Source organism: Streptomyces sp. FXJ1.172 (assembly GCF_001636945.3).
In the GTDB taxonomy this organism is placed as follows: domain Bacteria; phylum Actinomycetota; class Actinomycetes; order Streptomycetales; family Streptomycetaceae; genus Streptomyces.
Genome location: NZ_CP119133.2, coordinates 8,508,774 through 8,521,725, shown reverse-complemented (window position 1 = coordinate 8,521,725; position 12,952 = coordinate 8,508,774). Strand labels below are relative to the sequence as shown.

The window sequence follows — 12,952 nt, the reverse complement described above, 5'->3', positions numbered from 1 at the left end:
GAACGTCTACATGTTTGTAGTCACTCTCAGGAAGGCTCGGGGCCTATGACCACACCGACGCACCTCGCTGCGCAGCTGGCCGTCAACGTACTGGACGCCCATTCGCTGCTGGCCGCGTTCGGCGTCCTGGGCGTCGGCGTGGTGATGTTCGCCGAGACAGGGCTGCTCATCGGCTTCTTCCTGCCCGGAGACTCCCTGCTGTTCACCGCAGGCCTGCTCTGCACGGGAACGGCCGACCAGAGCGTCCATCTCTCGCTGGGCCCGCTGCTGGTCTCGGCGGCCGTCGGCGCACTGGCCGGCGCCCAGTTCGGGTTCCTCCTCGGCCGGAAGGCGGGCGGGACGCTGCTCGCCCGCAGCCGGTCGAAGCGGCTGCTCGAGGGGGCCCAGCGGGCCGAGGAGCTGCTGGAGCGCTACGGCCACGCCAAGGCGGTCGTACTGGCCCGCTTCGTGCCGGTGGTGCGCACGGTGCTCAACCCGATGGCGGGCGCGCTGGGCGTGCCGACGCGCACGTTCACGGTGTGGCAGACGGCCGGCGGCCTGGTGTGGAGCCTCGGCCTCACGCTCGGCGGATATGCGCTGGGGTCCTCCATCCCGAACGTCGACCGCTATCTCCTGCCGCTGGTCGCGTTGATCGTCGTCGTCTCCGTGATCCCGCTGCTGGCCGAGATCCTGCGCTCCCGCCGGGCCGCCCGTACGCAGGAGGAGCGCGGCTAGGGGGCGTCGCCCGCCCGCTGCGGGAGTACCGGGCCGGGAGCGCGGCCGGCGACCACACGGTCCCCCGTCCGCACCCGGCCCGTCTCCCGTCCGCCCGCGTTCCCCGCGGGACCCCGGCGGGTGCGTCCCGGATTGCGTTCGGTTGCCCGGCCGCTCATGGTCAAAGAGTGAGCACGTCCTCCCCGCTGAGGCGATCCGACCGTCCCGGCGGCGCCGGGCGTCCACCGGTGGAGAGTCCGCAGGGTGTCCTGCGGGCCCTCGCCCTCTTCGCCGCCGTCCGCCTCGCCGGTGTCGCCGTGGTGGTGGCGGCCGACCGCCTCGCCGGCCACCCGTTCGGCAAGAGCCTGGCCCATGCCTGGGACTCGGTCTGGTACCTGCACATCGCCGAGCACGGCTACGGCACCCAGGTCCGCATCACCTCGACGGGCGCGGTCCAGGCCGACTGGGCGTTCTTCCCCCTGTATCCGGGGCTCATCCGGGCGCTGAGCGTCCTGACGGACCTCACCACGGAACAGTCCGGGCTGCTCATCGCCTGGGGTTGCGCGCTGATCGCCGCCTACGGCATCCACGCGATCGGACACCACCTGTACGGGCCGACGGTCGCCGCCTGGCTCGTCGCCCTGTGGGCGGCACTGCCCCACGCCGTGATCCTGAACCTGGCCTACACCGAGCCGCTGTTCACGGCGTGCGCGGCCTGGTCCCTGTACGCCGTGCTGAAGGGCCGCTGGCCGGCGGCGGGCGCGCTCGCGCTGCTGGCCGGTCTGTCCCGGCCGAGCGGCATCGCGGCCGCCGCGGCCGTCACCGCAGCCGCCGTGCACGAGGCCGTACGACGACGAGGGCGCGTGCCACCCGGGCTGTGGGCCGGTGCCGCCCTCGGTCCGCTGGGCTGGGTGGCCTATGTCCTGTGGGCAGGAGCGCAGACCGGTGACCTGTTCCACGGCTACTTCCGGGTGCAGAGCGCCTGGAGGTCCCAGCTGGACCTCACGGTGGGGCCGCTGCGTATTCTGCGGTCGATGCCGTTGCACGGCACGGGGGCGGCCTATCCGATGGCCGTGCTGGTCGTCATGGCGGGCGTCGTGCTGTTCTGCCTGCTGTGCCTGGACCGGGCCCCGCTGGCGCTGGTGGTCTTCTCCGGCGTGCTGCTCCTGCTGGTGGTCGCGGTGTCCGGCCCTTTCTCCTCCAAACCCCGTTTCCTGCTCCCGGCGTTTCCCCTGCTCCTTCCGGCGGCCCGCGCCCTGGCGACGGCCTGGCACACCCGCCGGCACCGGACCCGGCTGCTGTACGGCGCCCTCACCACCGTGTCGGTGCTCTACGGCGCCTATCTGGCCGCCCTCTGCCCACAGCCCCTCTGAGCCGCGTCCACACACCTGCGACACCGCCGGCCGGACCGCCGGGATCACGGCGGTCCGGCCGGCGCGTGGGCCTACTCCGGATCCGCCGGGCCGGCGGTGCTGCGCAGAGTGGTGATCATCTGCTGGACGGCCTTGCCGTCCGGTGGAATCAGGCGCTCGGGGCCGCCGTGGGTGAGGAGGCGCTCGAGGACCGGTTCCGCCACGAACCCGTGCAGGTACTCGGGGACCTGCATGTGGTAGTTCTGCCGCGTGGCCGGATTGGTCTGGACCTGCTCGAACCACCTGGTCAGCAGCATCCAGGCCTCGGGCTCGGTGGTGAGTGTGTGGTAGAAGCCGCGGTGCAGCGTACGGATGATGAGCAGCACCGCGAGCTGTAGGCGGAACTCGCGGGACATCTGACCCTTCATCTGGGCGCGCGATACCGCCAGAGCCATGTTGAAGACGTTGATGTAGCGCTTGAGCCGGCGCGGATTGCCGCCCAGGCCGCGGCGGAGCAGCTCCCAGAAGAAGTCGTCTTCCGACAGGTCCGAGACATAGGGCCTGAACGCTTCGCGGAGGGTGTCGAAGCCCACGTCCGGCAGGAAGAAGGGCAGTTGGACGATCTTCTCGAGGTAGGCCATGCCGGACGCCACCTCCGCCGGCGCCCCTTTGAGTGCCTGGCCGAACTTGTTGGTGGCGATCGCGGCCAGCACATCCACGTCGAGCGCGAGGACGAAGACACACTGGGACTGCGCCAGGAAGAGTTTCAGCGACTCCAGCACCGTCATCGCCGACTCGGGGGTGCAGCGGTCGAGGTCGTCCACGAAGACCACCAGCCGGCCACCCTCGCCGACGAACTCCCGTACGGCGTCGGCGAAGTCGGCCTCGAAGTGGTTCACCTGCCGGTACTGCTCCGCGTCCCCCTCGGAGAGCCCCGTCAGCAGCTTGTCCACGTCTTCGCGCTTGATGACACCCCCGGTGCCGAGCGCCGCCGCGGTGCCCAGACCCGCGCGGACCGAGAGCCAGGTCGCCGCCTTGGCGAGCTTGACGGCCCTGTCCTTGAGGGTCTCCACCTGCTCCATCTCGGCGAGGATGGTGTGCAGCAGGGCCGCCCAGACCTCGACCTTGCGGTCGTACTTCCAGGGGTTGAACCAGATGGTCTTGGCGTTGCCCGCCTCGAACCGCCGCTCCCACAGCCGAAGGAAGCTGGACTTCCCCGCGCCCCAGGAGCCGAACACACCGACGGTCAGCGGCAGCGGCGTGGCCTGCTCCACCGCCTCGTGCAGGACGTCGACGTACGGCCCGAAATGGAAGGAGTCGTCCTGGGGGCTGGTGACGGGGTTGTCGGTGAGAGGACGCAACGAGGCTTCTCCTGTCTCGAGCAAGTCGCATGCCCTGCGGGCGGGTTCGACTGTCCGAGTGTGTCAGGAGAACCGGTGGTCTGGGCGGCATTCGGCGTCATGGGTCGCCGTCCTCGCCGCCGACTTCGTCAGACGTTGACGCCGAAGTCGGCGGCGATGCCGCGCAGGCCGGAGGCGTATCCCTGGCCCACCGCGCGGAACTTCCACTCGCCACCGTGCCGGTACAGCTCGCCGAAGACCATCGCTGTCTCGGTCGAGGCGTCCTCGGACAGGTCGTAGCGGGCGATCTCCTGGCCGTTCGCCTGGTTCACGACGCGGATGAACGCGTTGCGCACCTGGCCGAAGCTCTGGCCGCGCACATCGGCCTCGTGGATGGAGACCGGGAACACGATCTTGGCGACCTCTCCCGGTACGGCGGCCAGGTTCACCTTGATCGACTCGTCGTCGCCCTCGCCCTCGCCGGTGAGGTTGTCACCGGTGTGCTCCACCGATCCGTCGGGGCTCTTGAGGTTGTTGTAGAAGACGAAGTGCTGGTCGGAGACCACCCTTCCGGAGGCGTCGCAGAGCAGGGCGGAGGCGTCCAGGTCGTAGTCCGCACCGGTGGTGGTCCGTACGTCCCAGCCCAGTCCGACCACCACCGCGCTCAGCCCCGGCGCCTGCTTGCTCAGCGACACGTTGCCGCCCTTGCCCAGGGAAACTCCCACGACTCGTCCTCCCGACTGTGCGTCAACTGTGTCCGTCATCGGGTTGAACGTCGTCCTCGCCGCCCTGGTTCCATGATGTGCGCAAAGGTTGAACCATGGCGGCGGTGTCGTCCTTCAGCGTCCTGGTCCCGCTCTTGAGGATGCGCAGGGACCTGCCCAGTCCGCGGGCGGCCTCCGGCAGCTTCTTCGAGCCGAACAGCAGGATGATGACGATCGCCACGATCAGCAGATGCCAGGGTTCCAGTCCGTTGCGGAGCATCGCGCCCACCCCTCACAAGATTGCTTCTTTGCGCAACCGTACAACCGTGCGCGGCTCGTCGTCGCCGGCCGGGCACCGGAGCACCGGGCGGTCGCCTCAGCCCGCGCCGAGGGCCCGTCCCGCCTTGGCCCAGTTCGCGTGCAACCGGTCCAGATACGAGCGGGCCTGGTCGCCGAGGGGCGCGCCACGGGCGAAGGCGAGCATGTTTCCCGCGCCGGTGTTGTAGCCGAGCGCCAGCAGGTCGTCCCTCGTGTACGCGGCGGGCAGGCGGGCGGGCAGCTGGGCCGCCAGGTCGTGCAGGTACCAGGCCGCCGCCTCGATCGCGAGGCCGCGGTCGTCGGGCAGTTCCTCCCAGCGGCGGTCCGCGAAGTCCCGGCCCTGCTTGACCTCGTCGAAGGTGGCGCGGTGCATGTTCGCGATGCCGAAGGCGGCGTCGGGTTTGTACTTCTGCCACGCCCGTTCGAAGGCCGGATCGTGCGGCTTGTACGCCTCGTTGCAGAGGATCGCCATCAGCAGCTGGGCGCTGACGGCGCTCTGCCGGGCCCGGGTCCGGACCTGCGCGGTGTACGCGGCGGGGTCGTACGAGGAGGTGGCCGCCGCGGGAGAGGGGCCGGAGGCGCGGGGCGAGGGCGTCGGCGCGGAGGCCGACGCCTTCGCCGGCGACGGAGTGTCGTCGCTGTCGTCGTCGCCGCCGAAGAGGCCCGCGGCCCGCAGGACGACGTACAGCGCCACGGCGAGGACCACGACGGTGAGCCAACGGCGGTGCCTCGGCCCCGCGGATTCCGGCATGCCCCGTCCCTTCTGGGAGTCGGCCGCGCGCCCCGATGAGACCGCCGGGCGAAGGTCCGGCGCACACGCGCCGCACCAGTTTAGGCATCCCGTGCCCCTCGGACCCGGCGATCGGCCACGGGACACTCGGACGCGCTCGGTCGCGGCCGCCCTGAACGCTCGGGGCGGCCTGCCCCGTTGGCGGCCTGCGCGGTTCGCGTCCGGCGGTCGGGTGTCCCGGGATCCGTGGGATGCCTCGCTCGAGGCCGCCGCGCCGCCACGCAGCGGGAACTCGCCGCCGGTCTCGCCCCGGCGTCCCCGCGTTCACGGTGCCGAGGTGACCGTGCGCCGCCGTGGCTCACCCGGCGCCGGGGCGGGCGAGTCCGAGGTCGTAGGCGAAGATCACGGCCTGGATCCGGTCGCGAGCGCCGATCTTGGCCAGGACGCGGCCCACATGGGTCTTGACCGTGGACTCGGACAGCACGAAACGGGCGGCGATCTCACCGTTGGTCCAGCCCTTGCCGATGGCGACGAGGATCTCGCGCTCGCGGTCGGTGAGGGAACTGAGCCGCGCGTCGTCACCGGTGCCGCGGACGGGACCGTAGCGTGCGTACTCGTCGAGCAGGCGGCGGGTCAGGGACGGGGCGATGACCGCGTCGCCTGCGGCGACGGCGCGGATCCCGGCGAGGAGTTCCTCGGGGCGCGCGTCCTTGAGGAGGAAGCCGCTGGCCCCGGCCCGGAGAGCGGCGTGGACGTACTCGTCCAGGTCGAAGGTGGTCAGGACGAGGACGCGCGAGCGGTCGCCGGCGGCGGTGATCCGGCGGGTGGCCTCGATGCCGTCCATGCCGGGCATGCGCACGTCCATCAGGACGACGTCGGGGCGCAGTTCGGCGGCCTTGCGGACAGCCTCGCCGCCGTGCGCGGCCTCGCCGATGACCTCCGTCTCAGGGACGGCGTCGAGGAGCATGCGGAAGGCGAAGCGCTGCAGCGGCTGGTCGTCCACGACGAGCACGGTCGTCACCGGGCACCGCCCTGGGGTGTCAGATCGAGCGTCGCTTCCACGTCCCAGCCGCCGCCGGGCGCGGGCCCGGCGCTGACGTGCCCTCCGTAGAGTGCCGCTCTTTCTCGCATGCCCACCAGGCCGTGTCCTTCCTCGCTCGGCGGTCCCGGGTGCCCGCCCGGGCCGTTGTCCCGGACCCGGATGACCAGCCGGGTGTCCTCGACGACGACCGACAGCCTCACCCGGGTGTCGGCGCCGGCGTGCTTGAGGGTGTTCGTGAGGGCCTCCTGGACGATGCGGTAGACCGCCAGTTGCACCCCGCTGTCGAGGGCGTCCACCTCGCCGACGGTCCGGTAGACGACCTCCAGGCCGGCCGTGCGCACACCGTCGCACAGCGTCTGGAGATCCGCGACGCCGGGCTGCGGACTGAGTTCGGGCGCCCTGGAGGCGCCGTCCGCGTCCTCGCGGAGCACGCCGAGGACGCGCCGCAGCTCGCCGAGGGCCATCCGGCCGGTGTCGCCGATGAGGCGCAGGGCCTCCTTGCCGCGTTCGGGCGCCGTGTCCGTGGCGTACACGCCGGCGTCGGCGAGGCTGATCATGACGGAGAGGTTGTGTCCGACGATGTCGTGCATCTCGCGGGCCACCCGGGTGCGTTCGGCGGCGGTCGCGAGCCTGCTGCGCTGGTCACGCTCGATCTCCAGGCGGGCCGCACGGTCGCGCAGCCCGGCGAGCTGGGCACGGCGGATGCGGACCATGAGACCGAGCGCCAGGGCCGCGATCATCGCGCTGAACAGGAAGAACAGCGCGTCCCAGACGGACATCGCGGGCGCCGTGCGGAGCGCGACGAGGATCATGCCGACCGCCATGACCCCGCAGGCCCACGGCAGCTGCCGCAGGCTTCCGTGCAGGGCGAGGCTGTACAGGGCGATGAACAGGGCGACGTCGGCGTGCAGTACGGCGCCCAGGGACCACTGGGCGACGAAGACGGCAGCGATGACGCCGAAGGCCGCCATGGGCCGGCGCCGTCTCCAGAGCAGGGGCAGTACGAGCCCCGTCTGGAAGGCCAGCATGCCCGGCCGGGAGAGCCGGGCGAAGGCGAGGCGCAGGCGGCGGGGAGCGTCGCCGTCCCCGACGTGCCCGTGCAGCAGGTCCGGCAGGCAGAACATCAGGAAGACGACGACCACCACCGCGGTGTCCAGCACCCAGGGGTGGGCGCGGTCGGCCTGGCGCAGCCGCTGGCCGGCCCGGGCAATCCGGGCGACCAGCGGTCCCATGCCGCTGATGTCGTCGGTGGTGGTCGTCATCGGTGTCACCCACCCATGGTGCAGGCAGGTCAGACGTCGCTGCGCACCAGCCGGTACGCGGCCCCCGCCAGGGCGAGCGCCGTCCAGCCGAGGAAGACCAGCAGACCGGCCGTGGGCGACAGGACGGTGGAGTCGTGGGTCAGGGCGAACATCGACTCACCGGCGTTGCTCGGCAGGTAGGGGCTGATGTGGTCCTGCCAGGAGCTGGGCAGGAGCGAGATCAGGCCGGGGACCAGCATCAGGCTCGCGACCAGGACCGAGATGCCTCCGGCCACCGAGCGCAGCAGCGCGCCGAGGGCGGTGCCGATCACGCCGACCAGACCGAGGTAGAACCCGGCACCCAGCAGGCTGCGGACGACTCCCGCGTGGGAGAAGCCCATGGCCGCGGGCGTGCCGGAGACGATCCCGCTGCCGATCCCGAACGTGACGAACGCGCCGAGGGTCGCGATCACGAGCGCGACCAGGCCGTAGACGGCCGCCTTGGACCACAGGACGGGCAGCCGGCGGGGGACGGCGGCGAGCGTGGACCTGATCATGCCGGTCGAGTACTCGCCCGCCGTGACCAGCACACCGAGGACGCCGAGGGCGAGCTGGGCGAAGTGCGTACCGAAGAGGGACAGGCTGACGGCCGTGGAACGGGCGAAGTCCCCGTCCATGTGATGACCGGAGTTGATGTTGGACTTGTAGCGGGCCGAGGCGATCAGCCCGAACGCGATCAGGAACAGCAGGGCCAGCCCGAGGGTGATCCACGTCGACCGCAGCGTCCACAGCTTGGCCCACTCCGAGGACAGCACGCGCCGTCCGGTGACCCGGTAGGCGGGGCGGGCGGGAGCGGTCGGGGGCGCCTCGGCCGTGGTGGTGGTCAGGGTGCTCATGCGGGCCTCCCGGCGGCTTCCAGGGTCTCGGTCGCGGTCGTGGAGCCGTGGTACTCCACGGCGTCCTTGGTCAGGTTCATGAACGCTTCCTCGAGCGACACCGTCCGCGGGCTCAGCTCGAACAGCGCGATGCCGCGCTCAGCCGCCTTGAGGCCGATCTCACGCGCGGTCAGGCCGGTGACCTGGAGTTCCTCCGAACCGATGCGCCCGGTGACGTCGACGCCGGGCCCGGCCAGTACGTCCCGCAGCCCGGCCGGGTCCTGCGTGACGACCTTCACGGTGTCGCCGCCCGCCTCGCGGATGAGGTCGGGCACCGTGGTGTCGGCCAGCAGCCGGCCGCGCCCCACGATGATGAGGTGGTCCGCCACCAGGGCCATCTCGCTCATCAGGTGGGACGACACGAACACGGTCCGGCCCTCGTCGGCGAGCGCCTTCAGCAGGGTGCGGATCCAGAGCACGCCCTCCGGGTCCAGACCGTTGACCGGCTCGTCCAGCATCACCGTCTGGGGGTCGCCGAGCAGTGCGGCCGCGATGCCGAGGCGCTGGCCCATGCCGAGAGAGAAGGCACCGGCACGCTTCTTCGCCACGCTGCCGAGGCCGGCGAGGTCGATGACCTCGTCGACGCGGCGCCGGGGAATGCCGTGGGTCAGCGCGAGTGCGCGCAGATGGTGGTAGGCCGAGCGGCCCGGGTGGATCGACTTGGCCTCCAGGAGCGCCCCGACCTCCTGAAGGGGTGCCCTGTGCCGGGCGTAGGGGCTGCCGTTGACCGTGACGGAGCCGCTGGTCGGGGCGTCGAGTCCGACGATCATGCGCATGGTCGTGGACTTCCCCGCGCCGTTGGGGCCGAGGAAGCCGGTCACTGTGCCGGGCTTGACGGTGAAGTCCAGCCGGTCGACGGCCGTCTTCTCGCCGTACCTCTTGGTCAGCTGCTGTGCCTCGATCATGCGCACTCTCTCTGTGGGACAGCGACGCCCGGCCGTCGTGCCGGGCGCCTCTGCGACCAAGCTAAGATCCGCCGCCCCCGAATCCGGTGGTACCGGGGACGGAACCGGGGCCGTGGAGTAGTACCCCGGTACTACTCGCGGGGAGCAGCGCTCATGCGGTCCAAGTCCGGTCCCGGCGATGTGATGATGGCCCGGAAGGCATGAGCGGAGGCGGACGGTGGATCTTCTTCAGTTGCGCTACTTCCAGACCGTCGCCCGGTACGAGCACATCAGCCGTGCCGCCGAGGAGCTGCGGGTCGCCCAGCCCTCGCTCAGCCGGACCATCGCACGGCTGGAGGACGAGCTGGGCTGCCCGCTCTTCGACCGGCACGGGCGCCGTATCCGGCTCAACGCGTACGGCGTGATGTTCCTGCGCCATGTCGACCGCGCCCTGAGCGAACTCGACGACGGCCGCCGGGCGCTCGGCGACGCGCGCGAGACCGGGCTCGGCCGGGTCGGCGTGGCCTCCGAGACGCTGCTGACCATCACCCATCTCCTCGGCAGCTTCCGGGCCTCGTATCCGCGTGCCGACGTCCGGCTCCACCAGTCGGACGCGGCGGAGATGGAGCGCCAACTGCGCGCCGGGGAGGTCGACTTCTGTGTCGCCTCACAGCAACTGGCCGGTGCGCGGCTGGACGCCGTCGAGCTGCTCCGCGAGGAGGTGCTGCTCGCGGTTCCGCTCGGGCACCGGCTCGACGGGCGCGAGCGTGTGACGATCCGTGACATCGCCGACGAGCCGTTCGTCTCCACGCGTCCCGGCAACTGGCAACGCAGCCTGCTCGACCGGCTGTTCGCGGCCGAGGGGCTCACTCCCGTGCTGTCCTGCGAGGGCGACGAACCCGGCGCCACCCAGGACATGATCAGCGCCGGGCTGGGCATCGGGCTGATCCCGGCGATGTCCCGCCGGCTCGGCACTCAGACCCTGGTCCCGGTCGCCTGGGTGCACATGGACGCGCCCGACTGCTTCCGCACCCTCTCCCTGGTGTGGAGCCGTGACGCCTACCTCTCCGAAGCCGCCCTGAGATTCCGGGAGTTCACCACCAGCAGGCCCTTCATGACCCACCGCCTGCCCGACCCGCGCCGCGGACGCCCGTGACGCTCCGTCCCGGCGGCGGCGCGGATCGCCGCACAGCCGGCCCGGGGCGGGGCTTCCCGGGCGCGACGGCGGCAGCGCAACGGCATGGACAAGGAGGGTCCTGCCGGGCCCGCGTGGCCCGGCAGGACCCCCTGTCACGGTGGCGCTAGGGGGGCACACCCCCTAGCTGCGGCGCCCCGCCGGATCGTGCACGAGGGAGTCCCGGCCGGCGCCGGCGGCATCGTGCGCGCCGGTGCCCGCCCCCGCCGCCGGCCCGTCGGCGCGGTCCCCGTGGCCCGGCCACCACGCCGCGTGGCCGATCAGCGCGGTCAGACTCGGCGTGAAGAACATCGCCATGACGAAGGCGGCGACGATGATGCCGAAGGAGACCGCGAAACCCATCTCCGTGAGCAGCGAGTTGCCCGCCAGCATCATCGTGGCGAAGGTCGCCGCCAGGATGAAGCCGGCCGCGGCGACGGTCGGTCCGGCGTACTTCAGCGCATTGCCGGCCGCCTCGCGCGGCTCGCGGCCCGCGCGGGCCTCCTCACGGAGCCGGGCGATCATGAGGATGTTGTAGTCGGTGCCGATGGCGACCACGAACAGATACATGATCACCGGGAGCATGGCCGTCAGGCCCGTGTTGCCCTCTCCCTTCTGGAAGATCCACACGGTGGCGCCCAGCGTGGCGCCGAAGCCGAGGCCCACCGAGGCCATCAGGTACCAGGGCGCGACCACGCTGCGCAGCAGCAGGCCCAGGATGACCATGATGAGGACGGCGGCGACCGGGAAGACGGTCCTGTAGTCGTGGTCGACCGCGGCGTTGAAGTCCTTGTAGATCGAGGACATGCCGCCCACGACGGCCTTGGTGCCCGCGGGCGCGTCCACGTGGGCCACGTCGCGGACCCTGCCCACCGCTTCTATCGCCTTGTCCGTCGACGCCTCGTACTTGAGCGTGACGGTGAAGTCCGCGGTGGTGCCGTCCCGGTTGACCTGGGTCATCCGGGCGCTCGCGACCCCGTCCACGGCCCCGAGCCGCCGCGCGTACGCGGTGAAGCCCGACTTGTCGAGCGGCTTGCCCTCGGCGCTGGACAGGTAGACGTCGGTGGGCGCTGCGGCGCCCGCCGAGTACGCCTTCTGCATCTGGCCCTGGACGACCATGGACTCCTTGGTCTTCGGCATGGAACCTGACGCCAGGTCGAAGGTCGCCTTGTAGCCGAGGGTGCCGAGCGACAGCACGACGAGGACGATCCCGGAGACCGCGGCGGTCAGCGCCGGGCGCCGCTGCACACTTCGGCCGAGGGCCGCGAACCGGGCGTTGGCCGGCTCCCGCTGCCAGGACTTCGAGGGCCAGAAGACCTTCGGTCCGATCAGCGAGACGACCGCCGGGATCAGGGTGAGACCGGCGATCAGGGTGGCGCCGACCGCGATGGCGAGGGCCGGGCCCATCTGCCTCAGGAAGCCCAGCGTGGACAGCACCAGCGCCAGGAAGGCGATGATGACGGCCCCGGCGGCCGAGGCGATGGCCTCGCCGACCCGGTCGACGGCGTTGACCATGGCCGCCTTGGGCTCGTCACCGGCGCGCAGCCGCTCGCGGTATCGGAACATCAGGAACAAGAAGTAGTCCGTGCCCACGCCGAACAGCACGACGATCAGGATTGCCGAGATCGAGCTGTTGGCCTGCAGGCCGAACAGCTTGGTGGCGTAGGCGATCAGCCCGTTGGCTACGGCCGCGACCAGGCCGATGAGCACCAGCGGCAGGACGGCCAGGATCGGCGCACGGAATATGATCAGCAGCGTGACCAGGATGATCACGAAGGTGCCGACCCCGATCAGTGCCTGACCGCGCTTGGACGAGTCCTGCTGGTCGAGGGTCTGCGCGGCGGAGCCGCCGAGCTTGACGTCGAGGTGCGTACCGCCGACCAGTTGCTTGACGTCGGCGCGCAGCACCTTGGCGGCGTCGGCCTGCTTGGGCTGGCCGGCGCTCTTGCTGTCCATCTGGACCAGCGTCATGGCGTACCTGCCGTCCTTGGACGGCGGGCCGGGGACGACCTTCTGTACCTGGTCGATGTGCTTGTTGCCCAGTTCGGTGGTGATCCGGGCGACGTCCTGCTCGTCGGTGGCGGACAGCCTGCCGCCGTCGGTGCGCTGGTACAGCGCGATCGCGGACGGGGTGAAGGCGCTGGGGAACGCCTTCTCCTGGATGTCCGCCGCCTTGATGGATTCGTAACTCTTGGGCAGGAAGCTGCTCTCGTCGCTGTTCGAGGGCAGACTCGGGGCAGTGGCGACGATCGCCACTGCGGCTATCAGCCATGCCACGATCGTCCATACGGGATGTCGGACGACGGTGTTGCCAATACGTCGGAACATGCGGAAGGTCCTCCTGGGCAGGAAGATCACCGCAGCCCGGGGAGCGGTCCCTGGCATCGGCGACCCCGACCGGAACGTATCGGACGTTTCGGTCGACTGGTTGTGTCGGGGCCACATGGTAGTGACCGGGTACGGGATTCATCCCTTCAGGCGTCGTTCGTCCGGGCCGTGTCGGACCGCGGGGACACAAGGTGCTGCTCGGCCGGGCACG

General features: G+C 71.1%; 12 protein-coding genes. 3 read left to right on the top strand and 9 right to left on the bottom strand.

From position 1 onward, the window contains the following. Positions 1-45: 45 nt before the first annotated feature. Both A6P39_RS38505 and A6P39_RS38500 read left to right on the top strand, forming a co-directional pair. Positions 46-714, top strand: coding sequence for a DedA family protein (locus tag A6P39_RS38505; RefSeq protein WP_067043736.1), 669 nt, complete (start codon positions 46-48; stop codon positions 712-714). Positions 715-881: 167 nt separating this feature from the next. Beyond that, positions 882-2,066 carry a hypothetical protein gene (locus A6P39_RS38500; protein ID WP_234378818.1) on the top strand — a complete coding sequence of 395 codons (1,185 nt, stop codon included), beginning with the start codon at positions 882-884 and terminating at the stop codon, positions 2,064-2,066. 71 nt (positions 2,067-2,137) lie between these two features. Here A6P39_RS38500 and A6P39_RS38495 read toward each other — a convergent pair whose 3' ends face one another. The 8 genes from A6P39_RS38495 to A6P39_RS38460 all read right to left on the bottom strand — a co-directional run bounded on the left by A6P39_RS38495 (position 2,138) and on the right by A6P39_RS38460 (position 9,260). Beyond that, complete coding sequence (locus A6P39_RS38495) at positions 2,138-3,406, bottom strand: KAP family P-loop NTPase fold protein (RefSeq protein ID WP_067043741.1); 1,269 nt, start codon at positions 3,404-3,406, stop codon at positions 2,138-2,140. Positions 3,407-3,534: 128 nt separating this feature from the next. Then, positions 3,535-4,110, bottom strand: coding sequence for a TerD family protein (locus A6P39_RS38490; protein ID WP_067043744.1), 576 nt, complete (start codon positions 4,108-4,110; stop codon positions 3,535-3,537). A 22-nt stretch (positions 4,111-4,132) separates the two neighbouring features. Continuing rightward, on the bottom strand, positions 4,133-4,369 hold the full coding sequence (gene tatA / locus A6P39_RS38485) for a Sec-independent protein translocase subunit TatA (RefSeq protein ID WP_079133280.1): 237 nt from the start codon (positions 4,367-4,369) through the stop codon (positions 4,133-4,135). 96 nt (positions 4,370-4,465) lie between these two features. Next, positions 4,466-5,158 (bottom strand): hypothetical protein, encoded by a 693-nt coding sequence (locus tag A6P39_RS38480; RefSeq protein WP_067043750.1) that lies wholly within the window; start codon positions 5,156-5,158, stop codon positions 4,466-4,468. 337 nt (positions 5,159-5,495) lie between these two features. After that, on the bottom strand, positions 5,496-6,158 hold the full coding sequence (locus A6P39_RS38475) for a response regulator (RefSeq protein WP_067043753.1): 663 nt from the start codon (positions 6,156-6,158) through the stop codon (positions 5,496-5,498). After that, positions 6,155-7,441: a sensor histidine kinase gene (locus A6P39_RS38470; RefSeq protein WP_067043756.1), complete on the bottom strand. Its 1,287-nt coding sequence runs from the start codon at positions 7,439-7,441 to the stop codon at positions 6,155-6,157. Before A6P39_RS38470 ends, A6P39_RS38475 begins: the two co-directional genes overlap by 4 nt. A gap of 29 nt (positions 7,442-7,470) precedes the next feature. Further along, the gene (locus A6P39_RS38465; RefSeq protein WP_067043759.1) at positions 7,471-8,316 is read right to left on the bottom strand and encodes an ABC transporter permease; all 846 of its coding nucleotides are present in this window, start codon (positions 8,314-8,316) and stop codon (positions 7,471-7,473) included. Continuing rightward, the gene (locus A6P39_RS38460) at positions 8,313-9,260 is read right to left on the bottom strand and encodes an ABC transporter ATP-binding protein (protein ID WP_067043762.1); all 948 of its coding nucleotides are present in this window, start codon (positions 9,258-9,260) and stop codon (positions 8,313-8,315) included. Before A6P39_RS38460 ends, A6P39_RS38465 begins: the two co-directional genes overlap by 4 nt. Positions 9,261-9,477: 217 nt before the next feature. On the opposite strand from A6P39_RS38460, the gene A6P39_RS38455 reads away from it, so the two are divergent. Then, positions 9,478-10,395: a LysR family transcriptional regulator gene (locus A6P39_RS38455; RefSeq protein WP_067043765.1), complete on the top strand. Its 918-nt coding sequence runs from the start codon at positions 9,478-9,480 to the stop codon at positions 10,393-10,395. Between the two features lie 162 nt (positions 10,396-10,557). On the opposite strand, the gene A6P39_RS38450 is transcribed toward A6P39_RS38455, so the two are convergent. Next, positions 10,558-12,741, bottom strand: a complete 2,184-nt coding sequence (locus A6P39_RS38450; protein ID WP_067043768.1) for an MMPL family transporter — start codon at positions 12,739-12,741, stop codon at positions 10,558-10,560. Positions 12,742-12,952: the final 211 nt, after the last annotated feature.